Annotated in this window: 19 protein-coding genes; 4 read left to right on the forward strand and 15 right to left on the reverse strand. The window is 72.5% G+C overall.

Features of this window, described 5'->3' with window-relative positions; genetic code table 11:
* Window positions 1–268: 268 nt before the first annotated feature.
* From ABZ570_RS19020 to ABZ570_RS19030, 3 genes are read right to left on the reverse strand one after another with little or no spacing between them, the layout of a single operon-like run.
* Window positions 269–2,668 carry an excinuclease ABC subunit UvrA gene (locus tag ABZ570_RS19020; protein WP_358064855.1) on the reverse strand — a complete coding sequence of 800 codons (2,400 nt, stop codon included), beginning with the start codon at window positions 2,666–2,668 and terminating at the stop codon, window positions 269–271.
* The gene (locus tag ABZ570_RS19025) at window positions 2,665–3,072 is read right to left on the reverse strand and encodes a VOC family protein (protein WP_358064858.1); all 408 of its coding nucleotides are present in this window, start codon (window positions 3,070–3,072) and stop codon (window positions 2,665–2,667) included. The genes ABZ570_RS19020 and ABZ570_RS19025 overlap by 4 nt, the downstream gene beginning before the upstream one ends.
* A gap of 5 nt (window positions 3,073–3,077) precedes the next feature.
* A complete protein-coding gene (locus ABZ570_RS19030; protein ID WP_358064861.1) occupies window positions 3,078–3,527 on the reverse strand; it encodes a helix-turn-helix transcriptional regulator in 450 nt (149 codons plus the stop codon).
* Window positions 3,528–3,932: 405 nt separating this feature from the next.
* On the opposite strand from ABZ570_RS19030, the gene ABZ570_RS19035 reads away from it, so the two are divergent.
* The 3 genes from ABZ570_RS19035 (at window position 3,933) to ABZ570_RS19045 (ending at window position 6,462) form a co-directional block, all read left to right on the forward strand.
* Window positions 3,933–4,424, forward strand: coding sequence for a hypothetical protein (locus ABZ570_RS19035; RefSeq protein WP_358064864.1), 492 nt, complete (start codon window positions 3,933–3,935; stop codon window positions 4,422–4,424).
* Between the two features lie 281 nt (window positions 4,425–4,705).
* Entirely contained in the window at window positions 4,706–5,164 is a 459-nt protein-coding gene (locus tag ABZ570_RS19040) for a class F sortase (RefSeq protein WP_358064867.1), read from the forward strand.
* Window positions 5,165–5,349: 185 nt separating this feature from the next.
* On the forward strand, window positions 5,350–6,462 hold the full coding sequence (locus ABZ570_RS19045) for a magnesium and cobalt transport protein CorA (protein WP_358064870.1): 1,113 nt from the start codon (window positions 5,350–5,352) through the stop codon (window positions 6,460–6,462).
* 307 nt (window positions 6,463–6,769) lie between these two features.
* Here ABZ570_RS19045 and ABZ570_RS19050 read toward each other — a convergent pair whose 3' ends face one another.
* The 4 genes from ABZ570_RS19050 to ABZ570_RS19065 all read right to left on the reverse strand — a co-directional run bounded on the left by ABZ570_RS19050 (window position 6,770) and on the right by ABZ570_RS19065 (window position 10,731).
* Window positions 6,770–8,002, reverse strand: coding sequence for an MFS transporter (locus ABZ570_RS19050; protein WP_358064873.1), 1,233 nt, complete (start codon window positions 8,000–8,002; stop codon window positions 6,770–6,772).
* A 3-nt stretch (window positions 8,003–8,005) separates the two neighbouring features.
* Window positions 8,006–8,626, reverse strand: coding sequence for a DsbA family protein (locus tag ABZ570_RS19055; RefSeq protein WP_358064968.1), 621 nt, complete (start codon window positions 8,624–8,626; stop codon window positions 8,006–8,008).
* A gap of 85 nt (window positions 8,627–8,711) precedes the next feature.
* A complete protein-coding gene (locus ABZ570_RS19060) occupies window positions 8,712–9,362 on the reverse strand; it encodes a hypothetical protein (RefSeq protein WP_358064876.1) in 651 nt (216 codons plus the stop codon).
* Window positions 9,363–9,786: 424 nt separating this feature from the next.
* Complete coding sequence (locus ABZ570_RS19065) at window positions 9,787–10,731, reverse strand: hypothetical protein (RefSeq protein WP_358064879.1); 945 nt, start codon at window positions 10,729–10,731, stop codon at window positions 9,787–9,789.
* Window positions 10,732–10,798: 67 nt separating this feature from the next.
* On the opposite strand from ABZ570_RS19065, the gene ABZ570_RS19070 reads away from it, so the two are divergent.
* Window positions 10,799–11,227: a YchJ family metal-binding protein gene (locus tag ABZ570_RS19070; RefSeq protein WP_358064882.1), complete on the forward strand. Its 429-nt coding sequence runs from the start codon at window positions 10,799–10,801 to the stop codon at window positions 11,225–11,227.
* Between the two features lie 72 nt (window positions 11,228–11,299).
* Here the strand turns inward: ABZ570_RS19070 and ABZ570_RS19075 are convergent, their stop codons facing one another.
* The 8 genes from ABZ570_RS19075 to ABZ570_RS19110 form a co-directional block, all read right to left on the reverse strand.
* Complete coding sequence (locus tag ABZ570_RS19075) at window positions 11,300–11,845, reverse strand: gluconokinase (protein ID WP_358064885.1); 546 nt, start codon at window positions 11,843–11,845, stop codon at window positions 11,300–11,302.
* The gene (manD, locus tag ABZ570_RS19080; protein WP_358064888.1) at window positions 11,835–13,064 is read right to left on the reverse strand and encodes a D-mannonate dehydratase ManD; all 1,230 of its coding nucleotides are present in this window, start codon (window positions 13,062–13,064) and stop codon (window positions 11,835–11,837) included. The genes ABZ570_RS19075 and manD overlap by 11 nt, the downstream gene beginning before the upstream one ends.
* A gap of 25 nt (window positions 13,065–13,089) precedes the next feature.
* Window positions 13,090–14,043 carry a sugar kinase gene (locus tag ABZ570_RS19085; RefSeq protein ID WP_358064890.1) on the reverse strand — a complete coding sequence of 318 codons (954 nt, stop codon included), beginning with the start codon at window positions 14,041–14,043 and terminating at the stop codon, window positions 13,090–13,092.
* Between the two features lie 58 nt (window positions 14,044–14,101).
* Entirely contained in the window at window positions 14,102–14,725 is a 624-nt protein-coding gene (locus tag ABZ570_RS19090) for a bifunctional 4-hydroxy-2-oxoglutarate aldolase/2-dehydro-3-deoxy-phosphogluconate aldolase (protein WP_358064893.1), read from the reverse strand.
* Window positions 14,726–14,730: 5 nt separating this feature from the next.
* On the reverse strand, window positions 14,731–15,879 hold the full coding sequence (gene dgoD / locus ABZ570_RS19095; protein ID WP_358064896.1) for a galactonate dehydratase: 1,149 nt from the start codon (window positions 15,877–15,879) through the stop codon (window positions 14,731–14,733).
* A gap of 5 nt (window positions 15,880–15,884) precedes the next feature.
* Window positions 15,885–16,700, reverse strand: a complete 816-nt coding sequence (locus tag ABZ570_RS19100) for a carbohydrate ABC transporter permease (RefSeq protein WP_358064899.1) — start codon at window positions 16,698–16,700, stop codon at window positions 15,885–15,887.
* Window positions 16,697–17,647 carry a sugar ABC transporter permease gene (locus ABZ570_RS19105; RefSeq protein WP_358064902.1) on the reverse strand — a complete coding sequence of 317 codons (951 nt, stop codon included), beginning with the start codon at window positions 17,645–17,647 and terminating at the stop codon, window positions 16,697–16,699. Before ABZ570_RS19105 ends, ABZ570_RS19100 begins: the two co-directional genes overlap by 4 nt.
* Before the next feature lie 79 nt (window positions 17,648–17,726).
* Entirely contained in the window at window positions 17,727–19,016 is a 1,290-nt protein-coding gene (locus tag ABZ570_RS19110; protein WP_358064905.1) for a sugar ABC transporter substrate-binding protein, read from the reverse strand.
* Window positions 19,017–19,081: the final 65 nt, after the last annotated feature.

The raw sequence follows: 19,081 nt of genomic DNA on the forward strand, positions 1-19,081 counted from the left end.
GGCACGGCGAACAGGATCCGACGTCCGATCACGCCCCGGACGGAGGCCAGGACAACTGCGCGATCACCATCGTGCAGTGGGATTCCGACCGACCGCCGACCTTGGTCAGCTTCAACGACACGGGACACCTGTAGCCGTACGGCATCCGCCCACGTCAACGAGAGCCACGCCACCACCTCTCAGGCATCCTAGGAGGCTAGCTGGCGGCGGGACTCCCGACGACGATGCACTGGTTGGGGAGCGAGAGCGAACTCTCGCTCCCCTGCCCTCAGTCGCTCGTGCCGACGTAGGCCGCGAGGTGCTCGCCGGTGAGGGTGGAGCGGGCGGCGACGAGGTCGGCGGGCGTGCCCTCGAACACGACCCGGCCGCCGTCGTGGCCGGCGCCGGGGCCGAGGTCGATGATCCAGTCGGCGTGCGCCATGACCGCCTGGTGGTGCTCGATGACGATGACCGACCGGCCGGAGTCGACGAGCCGGTCGAGCAGGCCGAGCAGGTGCTGGACGTCGGCGAGGTGCAGGCCCGTGGTCGGCTCGTCGAGGACGTAGACGCCGCCCTTCTCGGCCAGGTGGGTGGCCAGCTTGAGCCGCTGTCGCTCGCCGCCGGAGAGGGTGGTGAGCGGCTGGCCGAGCTTGAGGTAGCCGAGGCCGACGTCGGCGAGCCGGCCGAGGATGGCGTGCGCGGCCGGGGTGCGCGCCTCGCCGGCGCCGAAGAACTCCTCGGCCTCGGTCACCGGCATCGCGAGCACCTCGCTGATGTCGCGGCCGCCGAGGTGGTACTCCAGCACCGAGGCCTGGAACCGCTTCCCCTCGCACTCCTCGCACACGGTGGCGACGCCCGCCATCATCGCCAGGTCGGTGTAGACGACGCCGGCGCCGTTGCAGGTGGGGCAGGCGCCCTCGGAGTTGGCGCTGAACAGCGCCGGCTTCACGCCGTTGGCCTTCGCGAACGCCGCGCGGATCGGGTCGAGCAGTCCGGTGTACGTCGCCGGGTTGCTCCGTCGCGAGCCGCGGATCGCGCCCTGGTCGATCGACACCACCCCGTCGCGGCCGGAGACGGATCCGTGGATGAGGGAACTCTTCCCGGACCCGGCGACGCCGGTGACCACGACCAGCACCCCGAGCGGGATGTCGACGTCGACGTCCCGCAGGTTGTGGGTGCGCGCCCCGCGGATCTCCAGCTTGCCGGTGGGCGTCCGCACCTTCTCCTTGAGGGCGGCCCGGTCGTCGAGGTGGCGGCCGGTGATGGTGCCGCTGGCCCGCAGCTTCTCGACCGTGCCCTCGAAACAGATGGTGCCGCCCGCCGTGCCGGCGCCGGGGCCGAGGTCGACGACGTGGTCGGCGATCGCGATCGTCTCCGGCTTGTGCTCCACGACCAGCACGGTGTTGCCCTTGTCCCGCAGCCGGAGCAGCAACTCGTTCATCCGCTGGATGTCGTGCGGGTGCAGCCCGACGGTCGGCTCGTCGAAGACGTACGTGACGTCGGTCAGGGACGAGCCGAGCTGGCGGATCATCTTGGTGCGCTGTGCCTCGCCGCCGGACAGCGTGCCCGACGGGCGGTCGAGCGAGAGGTAGCCCAGCCCGATCTCCACGAACGAGTCGAGCGTGTGCCGCAGCGCCGCCAGCAGCGGCGCGACCGACGGCTCGGCCAGCCCCCGCACCCACTCGGCCAGGTCGCTGATCTGCATCGCGCAGGCGTCGGCGATGCTGATCCCCTTGATCTTCGACGACCGCGCCGCCTCGCTGAGCCGGGTGCCGCCGCAGTCCGGGCACGTGGTGAAGGTGACGGCGCGCTCGACGAACGCCCGGATGTGCGGCTGCATCGCCTCCTTGTCCTTGGACAGCATCGACTTCTGGACCCGAGGGATCAGACCTTCGTAGGTCATGTTGATGCCCTCGATCTTCATCCGGGTCGGCTCGCGGTAAAGGAAGTCGTGCAGCTCCCTCTTGGTGTACTTGCCGATCGGCTTGTCCGGGTCGACGAAGCCCGACGCGGTGTAGAGCCGGTAGTTCCAGCCGCCCGCCTTGTAGCCGGGGATGGTGAGCGCGCCCTCGTTGAGCGACTTGCTGTCGTCGTACAGCTGGGACAGGTCGATGTCGGTGACCGAGCCCCGGCCCTCGCAACGCGGGCACATGCCGCCGGTGATGCTGAAGCTGCGCCGCTCCTTCACGGTCTGTCCGGCGCGCTCCACGGTGACCGCGCCGGCTCCGCTGATCGAGGCGACGTTGAAGGAGAACGCCTGGGGCGAGCCGATGTGCGGCTTCCCGAGCCGGCTGAAGAGGATGCGCAACATCGCGTTGGCGTCGGTGGCGGTGCCGACGGTGGAGCGGGGGTCGACCCCCATCCGCTGCTGGTCGATGATGATCGCCGTCGTCAGCCCTTCGAGCACGTCGACCTCGGGCCGCGCCAGCGTCGGCATGAAGCCCTGCACGAAGGCGCTGTAGGTCTCGTTGATCAGCCGCTGCGACTCCGCGGCGATCGTGCTGAACACCAGCGAGCTCTTGCCCGAGCCGGAGACCCCGGTGAAGACGGTCAGCCGGCGCTTCGGGAGCTCGATGCTGACGTTCTTGAGGTTGTTCTCGCGCGCGCCGTGCACGCGGATCAGGTCGTGGCTGTCGGCGACGTGCGACACGGGCGACAACGGTTCCCTCCCTGTGGCCTTGCTCGTCATGCCTGGTTGATGCGGATCAGGTTGCCGGCGGGATCGCGGAAGGCGCAGTCGCGGATCCCGTACGGCTGGTCGATCGGCTCCTGGACCACCTCGGCGCCGCGGGCCTGCAGCCGGTCGAAGACGCCATCGAGGTCCTTGGTGGCCAGGGTGATCATGGTGTAGGTGCCCTTGGCCATCATCTCCGCGATGATACGGCGCTCGTCGTCCGTGATGCCCGGGTCGGCGCCCGGCGGGTACAGGACGATCGACGTGCCGGGCTGCCCGGGTGGGCCGACGGTGATCCACCGCATCCCGCTGTACCCGACGTCGTTGCGCACCTCGAAACCGAGGACGTCACGGTAGAAGGCCAGGGCGGCGTCCGGGTCGTTCTGCGGGAGGAAGGTCGCGTGAATGGTGAGGTCCATGCCGATCACGCTACGGGCGGCTGCGGGGCCCGCGCTTCTCGATTCCTGATCGGTCTGGTCACCTGTTTCGCCACGCACGACGGCATCCCCGCCGTGCTGCGCGCCGCCTCGCGCCGGTAGGTGCTGGGCGACACACCGACCAACTCGGTGAAGCGGGTGCTGAAGGTGCCCAGCGACCCGCAGCCGACCGCGAAACAGACTTCGGTGACGCTGAGGTCGCCACGACGCAGCAGCGCCATCGCGCGCTCGATGCGCCGGGTCATCAGATAGGCGTACGGCGACTCGCCGTAGGCGAGCCGGAACTCACGGCTGAGGTGCCCGGCCGACATGTTCACGCCGCGGGCGAGCGCCTCGACGTCCAGCGGCTGCGCGTACTCCCGGTCGATCCGGTCCCGTACGCGGCGCAGCCGCGCGAGGTCGTGCAGGTGCTGGTCGGCGGCGGATCTGCTGGTCACCTACCAGATGATGCCACCCGCCAACGCGTCCGCGCTGGTCCGATATGCCCCGTACATCCTGAGTCGACCCGGGTGACCGGAACCGGTCATGGCCACGCGCGGGCCGACCGTGGGTCGCCGCCCAGGTGGTCCGGCGGAAACCGGCGTTTGGCGGCGGCCCGGCCCGGCGGCCGAACCCGCGCGGTGGGGCGAAATGCTCGATCTGCGGGCTCCGGCCGCGTGGGCGGGCATGTCCGGCGCTCCCCGGCGGGAGGGAGGACACGTGACGGCAACGAAGATTTCTCATTTACGCCGAGTGACCGTCGCAACCCTCCTAGTGTTGGCCACACCGGTGCTAGTCACGGAGTTGGCCACCCGAACGGCGTCCCACGCAGTCAGCGGACGAAAAGTGAGGGGAAGACACGGATGAAGGCACGGAGAATTCTCGGATCGACGGCGGTCGGCGTGGGCCTCGGCACACTCCTGCTCCCGGCGGCCGCGCTCGCGGACACCACCGTCTCCCCCGCCACCACTCCGGTCGGCGGGACGGTCGTGCTCACCACGACGGAATGCAACCCGAAGGACGGGGACGCGATCTTCCGGATCACCGGACCCAACCGGGACGAGAACGTCCGCTCCACCACGGCCGCGGCCGGAGGCGGGCTGAGCGCCGAGCTGTTCACCGCCGGGTTCACCCTCGGCACGTACACGGTGACCACCACCTGCGGCAACGGCAGCAGCGGCGGCAGCGCCACGTTCACCGTCACCCCGATCGGCGGGGCCCCGGCCGGTGCCGGCGGCCGGGACGGCGACACGGGCGTGCTCGTCGCGGGCGGCGCGCTCGCCGCCGTGGCGGTCGCCGGCGGGTCGTACGTGCTGGTGCGCCGCCGCCGACGGGGCGCGACCGCCGCCGCCTGACGGCCTTCGCCACACCATCCCTGAGCGGAGGTGCCCGCACCGGACGTACCGGTGCGGGCACCTCGGCCACGTCGGACGGAGGTGGAAACCTGTCGCCGAAGCGCAGCACCGGGGAGGGGCCGTCGCAGGCCCGCACCGCCGCGGCCGTCGCCGCAGTCACCATCGCCGCAGCGGCCGGGGCCGGCCTGGTCGCCGCCGGTCTCGGCACCACGTCGCCGCGTCCGCCGCAGCCGGGCGCCTCCGCCGCCCCGACCGCCGAACGCTCCGGTCAACCCGGGCCGGTGCTGCCCCGCTCCGAACCGGTCCGCGTCACCATCCCCCGCATCGGCGTCGACGCCGCCGTCGTCCCGGTCGCCACCGACGACGACGGCGCGCTGGAGGTGCCGCCGCTGGAGCACCCGGAGATCGCCGGCTGGTACCGGCCGGGTCCCACGCCGGGCGAGGCCGGCAACGCGGTCCTCGTCGGGCATGTGGACTCGCAGAACGGGCCGGCGGTCTTCTTCGACCTCGGTCGGCTGCGCCCCGGCGACACGGTGCGGGTCACCCGGGCCGACGGCCGGGTCGCCACGTTCACCGTGGACGGCGTCGGGGCGTACCCGAAGGACCACTTCCCCACCGCCCGGGTGTACGGCGGCGGCGCGGACGCCCGGCTCCGCCTGATCACCTGCGGTGGGCGGTTCAACCCGCGTACCGGCAGCTACCCGGACAACATCGTGGTCTTCGCGACCGCCACCCGCTGACGGACGCCGGACACACCGGGCGACGGGCACGCCGTACGGTAGGCCGTCAGTTCTTCGGCGGGCGGCGGCTCCAGGTCGCGGCGCGGCACCGGACCGGCCTTCATTCGGTCCGGAGCGCCGCCTAGCGGCGCGGAGGCCGAATCATGGCCGCCAGCCGAGCTGGAGTTGCCGAAGGAGGTGCGGCGGTGGACCGGCCGGCGGCACGGGCACGGTGGGGCGGGCGTCCGCTGTCCACCCTGATCACCCGCCTGCTCGGGCGGCACGCCGAGGGCACCGACTCCACCCCACGACGATCCAATCCGGACGCCGTGGTGGACTGCGCGGTCTACCTGGCGGGCCGGCGGGAACCGGGCCGGCCGCACTACGCCGACGCGTACGCGCGCAGCCGGCGCACCCGGCGGTCGTTCGTCTGGCTGGGGTTGCACGAGCCGGGCGCGGCGGTGATGGCGGCGGTCGGGCGCACCTTCGGCCTGGACGAGCTGGCCGTCGCGCAGGCCCTCGCCGAGGGGCACCGCCCCACCGTGCAGCGGCACGGCGAGGTGACGCTGCTGGTGCTGCGCACCGCGGACTACGTGGAACACGCCGAGCTGACCGACACCTCCGAGGTGATCGACACCGGGGACGTGATGGTGTTCCTGGGCGACCGGTTCGCCATCACCGTGCGGCACGGCGCGGCGGGCGCGCTCACGCCGGTCCGGGCAGGCCTCGAACGCCGCCCGGACGTGCTGGCCCAGGGACCGTGGGCCGTCGCGTACGCGGTCTGCGACCGGATGGTCGACCGCTACCTGGAGGTCGCCGGGCACCTGGAGAGCGACCTCGAACGAGTGGAGGAGAGCGTCTTCGCCCGCGACCGCCGCGCCGACATCCAGCACATCTACCAGCTCAAGCGCGAGGTGGTGGAGTTCAAGCGGGCGGTGCTGCCGCTGCCCGCGCCGCTGCGGGCCGTGCGGGAACAGCGAACCGGCGGCCCGCCGCCGGCGCTGCACCGCTGGTTCGCCGACGTCGACGGCCGGCTCACCCGTGCGGTGGACCGGGTCAGCTCCTACGACGAGCTGCTCAACTCGATACTGCAGGCCCGACTGGCGCAGCTCGCCGTCGATCAGAACAACGACATGCGCAAGATCGCGGCATGGGCGGCGATCGCCGCCACGCAGACCGCGGTGGCCGGCGTCTACGGCATGAACTTCACCCACATGCCGGAACTGGCCTGGCGGTACGGCTACCCGGCGGCGCTGCTGGTGATGGCGGTCGCCGGGTTCACCCTGCACCGGCTGTTCCGCCGCTCGGGCTGGCTGTAGCCCCGAGTCACCCTCGGTCGAGGGTCGCCCCAGAGGTGCCGCTCGCCGTCGACCAGGCCACTGAGCCGGGGCACGCCGTCCGGTCCGTCCACCGCCAGCACATTGCCCGCCCAGCCGTAGCCGTACCGGTCGCCGGTGACGCCGTGCAGCGCGGCGAGCGCCGTGCAACAGCGTTGGGTGGGGCTCATCCAGCGCGCCCCGGGGCGCCGACGGTGCTCGTCGTCATCAAGCCCATGTCCCGCACAGGCTAACCGTTCCCGCCGCCCGGCGATGTCCCCGCACGGGGCGGCGCCGGCGCGGCGTGGCCTCAGCCGCGGGCCAACAGGACGGGCGGGGCCGGCCGCGCCGGGGCCCGTACCACCAGGCCGCACCCGAACGCCGCGGCGGCGTAGAGCCCGGCGAAGGCCAGCCAGCCCACCGACCCGCCGTCGACGATCAGCCAGGTCAGCAGCACCGGACCGAGCATCCGGGCCAGCGGCACCCCGCTGCCGAAGAAGCCCTGGTACAGGCCGTGCCGGTCGGCCGGCGCCAGGTCGAAGCTGAGCTGCCAGGCCCCGGCGCCGTGCGTCATCTCGGCGTACACCTGGGCGCCGGCGCCGAGCAGCAGGACCGCTGCCGCCAGCCCGGGCGAGGTGGCGGCGGCCGACAGCGCGAAGAGTCCACAGGCGACGGCCATGGCCACGCCCGCCCGCCGCAGTGACCGCACCGCGCCGGCCGGGTCCACCACCCGCCGGGCCACCCGCACCTGGGCGAGCATCACCGCCGCCGTGTTGACCACCAGCAGCGCCGCCGCCAGCCAGGACGGGGCCGCGGTGCGCCGCGCCACCCAGAGCGGCAGCACCAGGCTGAGCAGCGGCAGGTACAGCATCATCACCGCGTTCAGCGCGGTGAGCAACGCGTACGGCCGGTCCCGGAGCACCGCGAGGCGACCGCCGCCGCCCGGCCCGGCCGGCACCGCCGGGGGCCGGCGGGCCGGAAGCCGCCACAGCAGGACCGCCGCGCCGAGGAAGGCCACCGCGTCCAGCAGGAGCACCGACCGGTACGCCCCGGCGGTGTGCGCCCAGAGCGCCAGGCCGCCGAGGGCCGCCCCCAGGCCCAGCCCGGCGTTGACCACCGACTGCAGCCGCGCCCGTACCTCGGTGCGCCGGGCCGGCTCGACCAGCCGGGCCAGGAGCGCCTGGCGTACCGCGGCCAGGCCGGTCTGGCAGCTGCCGTACAGGGCGGCCACCAGGACGAAGGCGGCCGGCTGGCGGACCAGCAGGAAGACCGCGACGGCCAGCCCGGTGGCGGCGGCCAGCAGGACGGCGACCCGCCGGGCGTCGCGCCGGTCGGCGGCGTGCCCCGCCGGTACGCCGGCCAGCAGACCGACCGCCCAGCCGGCGGACAGCCCGAGCCCGACCTGTCCGGGTGACAGGCCGACCACCTGGGTGAAGTACAGCGCGGAGGTGACGAGAAAAGCCCCGTCACCGATCGAGTTGCTCAACTGGGCCAGGGCGAGCGTACGCGCCGGGCCCGGCGCGGGCAGCAGACGGCCGGGCACGGCTCAGCGCTCGATCGGCCGGCGGGTGCGCGCCCGCTTCAGCTCGAAGAAGCCGTCGGTGCCGGAGACCAGCAGCACCCCGTCCCAGAGCCGCCCGGCCGCCGCACCGCGCGGGATCGGCGCCACCACCGGCCCGAAGAACGCGTTCACCCGGCCGTCGGGGCCGGTGACGTGGATCGTGGGGGTGCCCAGGTCCTCGCCGACCGGCTCCAGCCCGGCGTGGTGGCTGGCCAGCAGGGCCGGGTCGTGGTCGGCGGACTCGGCCGCGTCGGCCAGCTCGGCGGGCAGGCCGACCTCGGTCAGCGCCGCCACGTACAGTTCCCGGCCGATCGGCGCCCGCTCGTGGTGGATCCGGTTGCCCAGCGCGGTGTAGAGGTCGCGCAGCACGTCGCCGCCGAACTTCTGCTCGGCCGCCACGACCACCCGGACCGGCCCCATGCCGGGCCTGAGCCACTCCCGGTACCACTCCTCCAGCCCGTCGCGCCCTTCGTTGAGCACGGACAGGCTCATCACGTGGAAGCGGACCCGCACGTCGCGGACCTGCTCCACCTCCAGCAGCCAGCGGGAGGCGTTCCACGCCCACGGGCAGCGCGGGTCGAACCACATGTCGGCGGTCGTCGTCATCGTCTCGGTCCCCTGTCCGGTCTCGGCCACACAGTTGACGCTAGGTTCGGAAGCGGCCCAACAGCAGAGCCGATCGACGCACCGATCATTGGACCAATTGCCGACCGCCCGTAGCTCGCCGGGCCGACGCGGGGACGGGTCCACGGCGTTTGACCACCGGCGCGGCGGGAAGACACGCGCGCCGCGTGGGCCGGTCGGCCCGACGCCGCCGGGCGGCGTGCCCGTCCGGGCCGCGGCGGAGGAGCGAGGGAGGAACGATGGCCCAGGCGGCCACCAGACCCAGCAGCGCTCGGAAGGCGACCGGGGCGCGGAAGGCGCCGATGCCGAACAAGGCCGCGGCGAAGAAGGCCGCGACCGCCAGCCGGCGGGCGACCGGAACGACCGCGGCCAAGACGCCGGGTGGCAAGCCCACCCCGACGACCGCCCGGGCCGCGAAGAAGAAGGCCACCGCGGCCACCACCGCCACACCCACCCGACGGCCGACCGCCAAGGCCACGGCCGCGAAGAAGACGACCACCCCGAAGAAGACGACAACCGCGAAGAAGGCGACCCCGGCCGCCAGGGCGGCGGCGAAGAAGGCACCCGCCACTCGGGCCACCGCGAAGGTGGCGCCCGCCAAGAAGGGTACGGCCCGCAAGGCGACGGCGAGGAAGGTCGCGGCCGAGGCCCGCTCCCGCCGGATCGCGGAAACCCGCACGCCGGCGAGGAAGGCGACGACCATGGAGTCGTTCGGCAACCGGCGTACGGCCCGGACGAGCGCCCGCTGAGGCCGGCCGGCCGGGTGGCGCCTTCTGGCTGAGGTCGTGACTGTCAGTAAGCGCCATTCTCGGAGACACCCTGTCACCGTGCGTGATGGCGCGCCAGGCGTCCGCACCCTGAAGCCCCTGCCGCCTGAGCCGCTCTGACCAGCGGAGAACCGTGGATCGGGGCCGACGCCGAACCCTTCCTTTACCCGCCTTTGCTCTGCAGCCACATACGCAGCACAGGACCGTACGTGGCTGTTGCGTACAGGGCTGCAGAGCAAAGGCGCCTCTGCGCGGTGCCAGGGCGGGTGAGGGATGTGACACACGGTGACGACCTGCCGGGCGAGCGACGGGGCCTGCTGGGCGACTTGCTGCGGGTGGGCCGAACCGCCGCCACTCAGTCGCGCAACGCTCTGGTCAGGGGGCGGTGAGCAGGGCGATCCGTTCGCCGGCGAGGTCGGCCAGGCTCCGGCGTACCTCGCCGGCCTCGGTGGCCAGCCGGCCCCGCAGCCGGGCGACGGCCGTGCCGGCCCGCTCGACCGCCGCCTGTGCCCGCCGGATCCGGCCGCGCACGGCGAGGTCGGTGAAGATGTTGTCGAGGAAGATGTCGGCGAAGCGGGTCAGCTCGCCCAGCTCCAGCTCGGGCGTGAGCCACACCCCGGGCAGATCGGCCAGCTCGGTACGCAGCACCGCCAGCCGCCGGTCGGCGGCCCGGGCCGCCGCGGCGGCGTCGTCCATCCGGTTGTGCTTGATCACGCTGCTCACCATCCCGCCACCGAAGAAGGTGTCGTAGGTGGACCACCCGTCCGCCTTGGCGAGGTGGTCGCGTACGGCGGCGAGGGCGGTGCGCGCGGCGGCCGCGGCCCGGGCCGCCTCGTCGACCTGTCGGGCCCGAGTGGTGAGCCGGTCCCGTTCACCGGCGAGCCCGGCGAGGCGGGCAGCCCGCGGGCCCTGGCCCGCGATCAGCTGCCGTTCCCGCTCGTCGAGCAGGGCCGCATACGCCGCGGGCGAGTCGGCCAGCTCGGCACGCCGCGCCTGGGCGGCCCGGTGCTCGCGGCGCAACTCGGCGAGGTGCGCCCGCGCGTCCGCCTCGCGTCGGGCGGCCAGTTCGGCCTCGGCGCGTTCCCGGGCCAGGTCGTCGTCCCGGCTGCCGCGCAGGGAGGCGAGCACCCGGGTGATCGAGCGGCCTTCGAGGCGTTCCACGTCCTGCTGCTCCCGCTCGTGCGTGTGGCACAGCCGGTCGAGGTGCCGTTCCGCCTCCTCGACGCGACGGAGCAACAGCTCGACCTGCCGGCCGATGGTCTCGTGCTCCCGTACCCGCTCGGCCGCGTCCGCGAGCCGTCGCATCACATCCCCGTCCACGCCGCCATTGCAGCGCAGCCGCGCAAGGTCACACCCGGCGGCCCCGGGCGGTCGCCGCTGCGGCAGGATGACGGTCGTGGCGAGACGTGACGCCGGCCGGGGCGCGGCCGAACGGGCGGGCGGGGCCTGCCCCTGCGGGACGGGCCGGCCGTACGCGGACTGCTGCGGCCCGGTCCACCGGGGTGTGTCGACGGCGGCGACCGCCGAGGCGTTGATGCGCTCCCGGTTCAGTGCCTTCGCCGTCGGCGACGCGGACCACCTGCTACGCAGCTGGCACTCCTCGACCCGGCCGGCCCGGCTACGGCTGGACCCGGCGCTGCGGTGGACCCGGCTGGAGATCCTCGGCACCGACCGGGGCGGCCTCTTCGACACCGCGGGCACGGTCCGGTTCCGCGCTCACTACCGCGAGGCGGGCCGCCCCGGCAGGCTGGAGGAACACAGCCGCTTCGGCCGGGAGGACGGCCGTTGGGTCTACCTGGATGCCGCGCCCGACTGATCGCCGGCGCGCGGCCCGCCCGGCCTGGTGCCCGGCCGGCCGGAACCGCCCGGCCCCGGCCGCCGGCGACCCTCAGCGGCCGGCGGCCGGCTCGCGCAGCGGCAGGCCGAGCCGGTCGATCGCCGCCCTGACCAGGTCGTCCGGTGACGCCGCCACCTCCAGCACCACCCCGGACTCGTCCGGCTCCAGGCGCTCGAGGATCGCCCGCTGGGAGTCGAACAGGCTCGCCGGCATGTAGTGCCCGACCCGGCGGCCCAGCCGATCCCGGATCAGCTCCGCCGCCCCGTCCAGGTGCAGGAACTCCACGTCCGGCGGCCCCTGCCGCAGCACGTCGCGATAGGAGCGCTTGAGGGCCGAGCAGGCCAGGATCGTCGACACCCCCTCGGCGTGCCGCTGGGCCATCCAGGCGGCCAGGGCGCGCAGCCAGGGCCAGCGGGCCGCATCGTCCAGCGGGATGCCGGCGCGCATCTGGGCGACGTGGGCCTCGGTGTGGAACTCGTCCGCCTCGGCGAACCGCAGGCCCGTCAGCTCGCTGATCCCCCGGGCCACCGTCGTCTTGCCCGCCCCGGACACGCCCATCACCACGATGTGGCGGGCGAGCCGCCGCTCACCAGTCATGGACGGTGCCGTCCTTGAGCCGGTTGAACGGCAGGTACGCCGGCTGGTACGGGAACCGGGCGGCGGCCTTCTCGTCGAGTTCCACGCCGAGACCGGGCTGCTCGCCGGGGTGCAGGTAGCCGTCGGTGAAGCTGAACGACTGGCGGAACACCTCATTGGTGAGCGGGCCGTGCTGCATGTACTCCTGGATGCCGAAGTTGTGGATGGCCAGGTCCAGGTGCAGCGCGGCGGCCATGCCGACCGGCGAGATGTCGGTGGGTCCGTGGATGCCGGACTTGATCTGGTACTGGGCGGCGAAGTCGAGCAGCTTGCGCATGGCGGTGATGCCGCCGGTGTGGGTGACGGCGGACCGCACGTAGTCGATGAGCTGTTCCCGGATCAGCGTCTGGTAGTCCCAGACGGTGTTGAAGACCTCGCCGATGGCCAGCGGGGTGGTGGTGTGCTGGCGGACCAGCCGCAGCGCCTCCTGGTTCTCCGCCGGGGTGCAGTCCTCCAGCCAGAACAGGTCGTACGGTTCGAGCGCCTTGCCGAGCTTCGCGGCCTGGATGGGAGTCATCCGATGGTGCCCGTCGTGCAGCAACGGCAGCTCCGGGCCGAACTCGTTGCGCACCGCCTCGAAGACGCCGGGCAGGTGGCGCAGGTAGGCGCGGGTGTCCCAGTCCTCCTCGGCGGGCAGCGGGGTCCGCTGGGCCGGCTCGTAGTCGTAGCGCTTGCCGTCGATGCTGGGCTGCGCGGCCACCCCGTAGACGGCGTTGATGCCCGGCACCGAGGTCTGCACCCGGATCGACCGGAAGCCCAGCTCGAGGTGGCGGCGGATGGAGTCGAACAGCTCCGGCAGGTCTCGCCCGGAGGCGTGCCCGTACGCCATGATCCCGGTCCGGGAGGCACCGCCGAGCAGCTGGTAGAGCGGCATCCCGGCGGCCTTGGCCTTGATGTCCCAGAGCGCGACGTCCACGGCGGCGATGGCGGCCATGGTGACCGGCCCCCGCCGCCAGTACGCGGACCGGTAGAGGAACTGCCAGGTGTCCTCGATGCGGTGCGGGTCCCGCCCTATCAGCAGGGGGACGACGTGGTCGGCCAGGTAGGACGCGACGGACAGCTCGCGCCCGTTGAGGGTGCCGTCCCCCAGCCCGGTCAGCCCCTCGTCGGTGGTGATCTTGAGGGTGACGAAGTTGCGGTCGGGGCTGGAGACGATGACGTCCGCTGCGACGATCTTCACGCGGGGTGCCTTTCTCGGGGTGGGATCAGCGAATGGTGTCGCCGGGTTGCCGGGAGTCCAGAAGGGACAGCTCGTCGCGGCGCGGCAGGCATTCCCAGTCGCCGTGGCCGGCCACGGCGAAGGCGCCGAGGGTGACCGCGCGGCGCAGCCGCCCGGCCAGGTCGAGTCCGTCCAGGTGGCCGGAGAGGTAGCCGGCGGTGAAGGCGTCCCCCGCGCCGACGGTGTCGACCGCCGTCACGGGCAGCGCGGCCGCGTGCCGGCAGCCGTCCCGGGTGTACGCGCGGGCGCCGTCGCCGCCGAGCTTCACCAGCACGGTCGACACGCCCCGGTCCAGCAGCGAGGCCACCACGGCCGGCTCGTCGGCACCGGGCGCCCCGACCAGGTCCAGCTCGTCGGCGGAGGCGACGACGACCGAGACGTGGTCGGTGAGCGGTGCGAGCACGCCCCGGGCCGCCTCCCGGCTCCACAGTTTTGCTCGGTAGTTGACGTCGAGGCAGACCAGCGCCCCGGCCCGGGCCGCGGTCTCCGCCGCCCATTCCGTGGCCTCGCGGGCGGTGTCGGACAGCGCCGGGGTGATCCCGGTCAGGTGCAGCACGCGCGGGCCTGCGGCCAGCGCCGGTCGCAGGTCGTCGACCCGGAGCGCGGACCCGGCCGAGCCGGCCCGCTGGTAGATGACCCGGGTCAGGTCGGCGGTGCGCCGCTCGAGGAACATCAGCCCGGCCGAGCGCTCCGGGTCCCGGGTCACCCGCGCGACGTCCACGCTCTCGGCGCGCAGCTGCCGCAACAGGAACCCGCCCAGCTCGTCGTCGCTGACCCGACCGACGAAGGCCGCGCGGTGGCCGAGCCGGGACACGCCGATGGCCACGTTGCACTCCGCCCCGGCCAGGTGCGGGGTGAGCGGGCCGCTGGCGGCGAGCGGCCCGGCCGAGCGCAGCGAGACCAGCGCCTCGCCGAAGGTGAGCAGGTCGACGTCGGTCATGACACGGCTGCCGGGTGGGCGCAGGCCCGCCGGCGCAGGGCGGGGAGGTCGGCCGCGATCATGCGACGGCCGCGAGGTAGGCGCGGGCCCGCTGCCGCAGGGCGTCCAGGTCGCCGCCGGAGGCCGCGTCGCCGACCAGCGGGCCGCCCACGCCGACGGCGATCGCCCCGGCGGCGAAGTACCCGGGCAGGTCGGCCAGCCCCACTCCGCCGACCGCGACGAACGGGATGTCCGGGAACGGGTCGCGCACCGCCTTCAGGTACGCCGGGCCCCCCACCGACACCGGGAACAGCTTGATCGCCGACGCCCCCATCCGCATCGCGGTGTACGCCTCGGTCGGGGTGAACGCTCCGGCGGCGACCGGCAGGCCGCGCCGCGCCGCCTCGGGAATCGACTCGACCACGGCCGGCGTCACCACGAACTGCGCGCCCGCGGCGGCCACGTCGGCGACGTCGGCGGCGGTGAGCACCGTCCCCGCGCCGACCAGGGACCCGGCGGGCGCGGCCGCGCGCAGCGCCTCGACGGCCGACGCCGCGTTCGGCGTGGTGAGGGCCACCTCGACGATGCGTACGCCCTCTTTAAGCAGGGCGGTGCCGGCGGCGATCGCGCCGGCGGTGTCGGTGCCGCGGATGACCGCGAGGATCCGGGCGGCGGCGAGCTCGGAGGTGAGGTTGACGGTCATGTTGATCACCATTCCGCGTAGGAGCCGTCGCGGTGCCGCCAGGTGGGGCTGCGCCAGGCGTGCCCGCGCTTGTCCGCCGCCCGCACCGCGTGTTCGTCGATCTCGATGCCGAGGCCGGGCCCGGTGAGCCGCTCGACGTAGCCGTCGACGAAGGTCAGCGGCTTCTTGTCGAGGCAGTAGTCGAGCACCTCGGCGCCGAGGTTGTAGTGGATGCCGATGCTCTGCTCCTGGATCAGGTAGTTCGACGTGGCGAAGCCGACCTGCAGGCAGGACGCCAGGGCGATCGGGCCGAGCGGGCAGTGCGGGGCGAGCTGCACGTCGTACACCTCGGCCAGCGCGGCGATCTTGCGAACCTCGGTGATGCCACCCGCGTGCGAGAGGTCCGGCTGGGCGACCGCGATGCCGGCCTGGAGCACCGGCAGGAACTCCTGCCGGTTGTAGAGCCGCTCGCCGGTGGACACCGGGGTGCTGGTGGCGCGGACCAGCTCGCCGATGAGGTGCGAGTTCTCCGGGACGACCGGCTCTTCCAGGAAGAACGGCCGGTAGGGCTCGAGCAGCGGGGCGACCCGGCGGGCGGTGGCGAGGCTGAACCGGCCGTGGAAGTCGACCGCGACGTCCCGCTGGTCACCGAGCACCTCGCGGGCCGCGGCCACCCGCTGGACCACGCCGTCGACCTCGGCCACCGAGGCCACCGGGCTCATCCGGCCCGAGGCGTTCATCTTCACCGCCGTCAGGCCCGACTCGACGGCGGCGCTGATCTGGTCGCGGACCTCGCTGGGCTCGTCGCCGCCGACCCAGCCGTACACCCGGATCCGGTCCCGGACCGGGCCGCCGAGCAGCTGGTGCACCGGGGCGCCGAAGTGCTTGCCGGCGATGTCCCACAGCGCCTGGTCGAGGCCGGCCACGGCGCTGGCCAGGATCGGCCCGCCCCGGTAGAACGAGCCCTTGGTCATGACCTGCCAGTGGTCCTCGATGCGCAGCGCGTCCCGGCCGATCAGCAGCTCGCTGAGCTGCTCGACGGCGGTACGGACGGTCTCGGACCGGCCCTCGCAGGTCGCCTCGCCCCAGCCGACGATCCCGTCGGTGGTCTCGACGCGCACGAAGAGCCAGCGCGGGGCGACGAGGAAGGTCTCGATGCGTGCGATGGTGGTCATGCCGCTCAGCCCTTCGTGGCACCGGCGGTGAGGCCGGAGACGATGTACTTCTGCACGAACAGGGCGATCACCATGATCGGCAGGGTGACCACCGCGGCCGCGGCCATCAGGCCACCCCAGTCGATGCTGGCGTAGCCGACGAAGTCGAAGATCGCCACGGGCAGCGTCTTCGTGTCCGCGCCGGAGAGCACCAGGGCGAACATGAAGTTGTTCCAGGAGAAGATGAAGGACAGGATCCCGGCGGTCGCGACGCCCGGCACGGACAGCGGCAGCGTGATCCGGCGGAACGCGCCGATGTGGGTCAGCCCGTCGACCAGCGCCGCCTCTTCCAGGTCCTCCGGCAGGCTGTCGAAGAAGCCCATCATGATGTAGACGATCAGCGGCAGCGACACGAACATGTGGCTGAGGATCAGCACGGTGTAGCCGCCGACCATCTGCAGGTTCGAGAAGACGTAGTACCAGGGCACCAGCAGCGAGACACCGGGGATGACCCGGGCCATGAGCACGACGAGCGCGGACTTCTTCATGTTGAAGCGGCTCATCGAGTACGCGGCGGGCACCCCGAGGATGAGGGACAGCACCGTGGCGGCGAACGCCACCCAGAGGCTGTTGCCGATGAACTGGACGTAGTTCGCCTGCTGGAGCACGGTGTGGTAGTTGTCCAGCGTGGGCGAGAAGACGAACGCCTTGTCGGTGTCGTAGATGTCGACGTTGGTCTTGAACGACGCGGCGATCATCCAGAGCAGCGGCGCGACCAGCGACAGCACCACGACGGCCAGCGCCACCGCCCGGAACACCTTGAACGGCCGGCTCGGGTTCATCGCTGCAGCCCCTTCTTGCGGTAGGTCAGGGCCCACATCACCCCGATGATGATCAGGAAGAAGATGATGAGGACCGTCGATGAGACGCCGTAGTCGTTGTAGTCGAAGCTCAGCCCGTACGCGTAGACGTTGAGGGTCTCCACCTCGTGGAACGACCCGCCGCCGCGGCCCTTGGTCGCGTAGAGGATGTCGAACGTCTTCAGCGCATCGATACCGCGCAGCAGGACCGCGACGATCACGGTGGGCATCAGCAGCGGCAGGGTGACGTGCCGGAACCGCTGCCAGGTGCTGGCGCCGTCGATCAGGGCCGCCTCCTGCGGCTCGTCGGAGAGCGACGTCAGACCGGCGAGTAGGATCAGCACGACCATCGGGGTCCACTGCCAGATGTCGATGAACATCGTCGTCGGCAGGGCCGAACTCTGGCCGGCCAGCCAGGGCTGGGGACCGATTCCGACCCAGCCGAGCAGCTGGTTCGCCATCCCGATGTTGGGATCGAAGATCAGCCGCCACATCATGCCGACCGCGACCGGGGTGGCCACCAGCGGCAGGAGGATGGCGACCCGGACCCACCGCTCACCGCGGAACGGTCGCCACAGCAGCAGGGCGATCGCCATGCCGAGCACGACCTCGACGAGGAGCACGACGCCGGTGAACAGGACGGTGCGCCACACCGCCGGCCAGAACCGTTCGGTGTCGCTGAGCACGTCGAGGTAGTTCTGGAACCCGATGAACTCGCTCTCGGCGCGTACCGAACCCTCGGCGTCGGTCAGGCTGAGGTATCCGGTCCAGGCCACCGGAAAGATGATCAGCACGGCGACGAAAGCCATGGCAGGTGCCGCGAAGAGCCACTTGCGGTGCGCGTTGGCCCAGCGCGACCAGGCCGACTCCGCCGAGGGGTCCGGGCCGGCGTCGGGCGATCTGGTGACTGGTGTGGTGACGGCTGACATGAGGTCTCCGGGTGCTCAGGGCCAGGGTCCCGGCGCGGGGTGGCGGTGCCGGTCAGGCCCCCGCCACCCCGCGGTCGGACTACTTCGCCTCGTCGTCGAGGAACTTCTGGAACGCCTCGTTGGCCGCGTCCGCCGAGGCGGCCGCGTCCTTGCCGGTGATCGCGTCGACGATCGGCTGGCCGACGATCTCGCGCGCCTGGGCGACCTTCACGACCAGCGGACGGTCGTGTCCGACGCCGTTGGCGTTGCCGGCCGTGGTGGCCTCGGCGAGGTCCTTCGGGTAGGTCGAGATGCCCTCCGGGTTGGCCCAGACGGACGCGCGGGCGCCGGGGACGCCGGCCTTCTGCTGCGCCAGGGACTGCTCCTTGCCGGCCGCCCACTGGATGAACTTCCAGGCGTTGTCCTTGTTCTTCGACGCGTCGTTGACACCGAGCGCCCAGGACGGGATGTTGTACGGCTTCGAGCCGTCCGGGCCGGCTGGGAAGGCCGCGAAGCCGACGGTGTCGGAGACCTTCGACTTGCTCGGGTCGGTGGCGTTCTTGTAGAGCGAGTTGGCCTCGGTGTAGAAGGCCGCCTTGCCCTGCGTGAAGATCGCCATCGCCTCCGACCAGCTCATGTCGGTGCTGATGTTCTTCGGGCCGTGCTCGCGCAGCAGCCCGCCGTAGTAGGCGTACGCCTGCTTGGCCTGCTCGGTGTTGACCGCGGCCTTCCCGTTGCCGTCGACGAAGTCGCCGCCGAAGCTGTACAGGAAGCTGGAGAACTGGGTGACGGCGGCCGCCTTGCCGGTGCGGGACACGAAGCCGGCGACCCCGGGGTTGTCGGCCTCGACCTTGGCCGCCTGCGTCTTGAGCTCGTCAAGGGTCTTCGGCGGGGCGGTGAAGCCGGACTTCTCCAGCAGGTCCTTGCGGTAGTAGAGGACCTCCGACTCGGTGATGATCGGCACACCGACGACCTTGTCGTCGTACGTGGTGGCCTGCACCGGGCCGGCCTGGAAGTCACTGAAGTCGAAGGCGCTGTCGGACTTGGTCCGCTCGGTCAGGTCGGCGAGGTACTTGTTCTTGGCGAACAGCTTCCCCTCCTGCAGCGGCCGGTACATCATCACGTCGATGTCACTGGACCCGGCGTTCAGCTTGACGTTGTACTGGTCGGAGAGCTGGTCCTCGCCGAGCTGGGTGACCTCGACCTTGAGGCCCGTCTGCTTCTCGAACTCCGGCAGGGCCTTCTTGATGTTCTCCGTCCAGACGTGGTTCACCAGCGTCACGCGCAGGGTCTTCGACCCACTGCCGCCGTCGCCTCCGCCGCCGCAGGCGGACAGGCCCATGGCGGCGACGACGGCCAGGGAAGTGCCGATTATCGATCGACGTCGCACGCTTATCTCTCCTTCGGTCCCGGTCGCTGCCCGGGGAGGGCCGCCACCTCGCGGTTTACATCCGC

This window comes from Micromonospora sp. NPDC007271 (genome assembly GCF_040634005.1).
Taxonomy (GTDB): domain Bacteria; phylum Actinomycetota; class Actinomycetes; order Mycobacteriales; family Micromonosporaceae; genus Micromonospora.

Bases quoted from the DNA above. Each gene is read 5' to 3' on its own strand.
- ABZ570_RS19020 (WP_358064855.1), bottom strand. From the start codon at position 2,668: ATGACGAGCAAGGCCACAGGGAGGGAACCGTTGTCGCCCGTGTCGCAC.
- ABZ570_RS19025 (WP_358064858.1), bottom strand. From the start codon at position 3,072: ATGGACCTCACCATTCACGCGACCTTCCTCCCGCAGAACGACCCGGAC.
- ABZ570_RS19035 (WP_358064864.1), top strand. From the start codon at position 3,933: ATGAAGGCACGGAGAATTCTCGGATCGACGGCGGTCGGCGTGGGCCTC.
- ABZ570_RS19055 (WP_358064968.1), bottom strand. From the start codon at position 8,626: ATGACGACGACCGCCGACATGTGGTTCGACCCGCGCTGCCCGTGGGCG.
- ABZ570_RS19070 (WP_358064882.1), top strand. From the start codon at position 10,799: ATGACGGTCGTGGCGAGACGTGACGCCGGCCGGGGCGCGGCCGAACGG.
- ABZ570_RS19075 (WP_358064885.1), bottom strand. From the start codon at position 11,845: ATGACTGGTGAGCGGCGGCTCGCCCGCCACATCGTGGTGATGGGCGTG.
- ABZ570_RS19085 (WP_358064890.1), bottom strand. From the start codon at position 14,043: ATGACCGACGTCGACCTGCTCACCTTCGGCGAGGCGCTGGTCTCGCTG.
- ABZ570_RS19090 (WP_358064893.1), bottom strand. From the start codon at position 14,725: ATGACCGTCAACCTCACCTCCGAGCTCGCCGCCGCCCGGATCCTCGCG.
- dgoD (WP_358064896.1), bottom strand. From the start codon at position 15,879: ATGACCACCATCGCACGCATCGAGACCTTCCTCGTCGCCCCGCGCTGG.
- ABZ570_RS19100 (WP_358064899.1), bottom strand. From the start codon at position 16,700: ATGAACCCGAGCCGGCCGTTCAAGGTGTTCCGGGCGGTGGCGCTGGCC.
- ABZ570_RS19105 (WP_358064902.1), bottom strand. From the start codon at position 17,647: ATGTCAGCCGTCACCACACCAGTCACCAGATCGCCCGACGCCGGCCCG.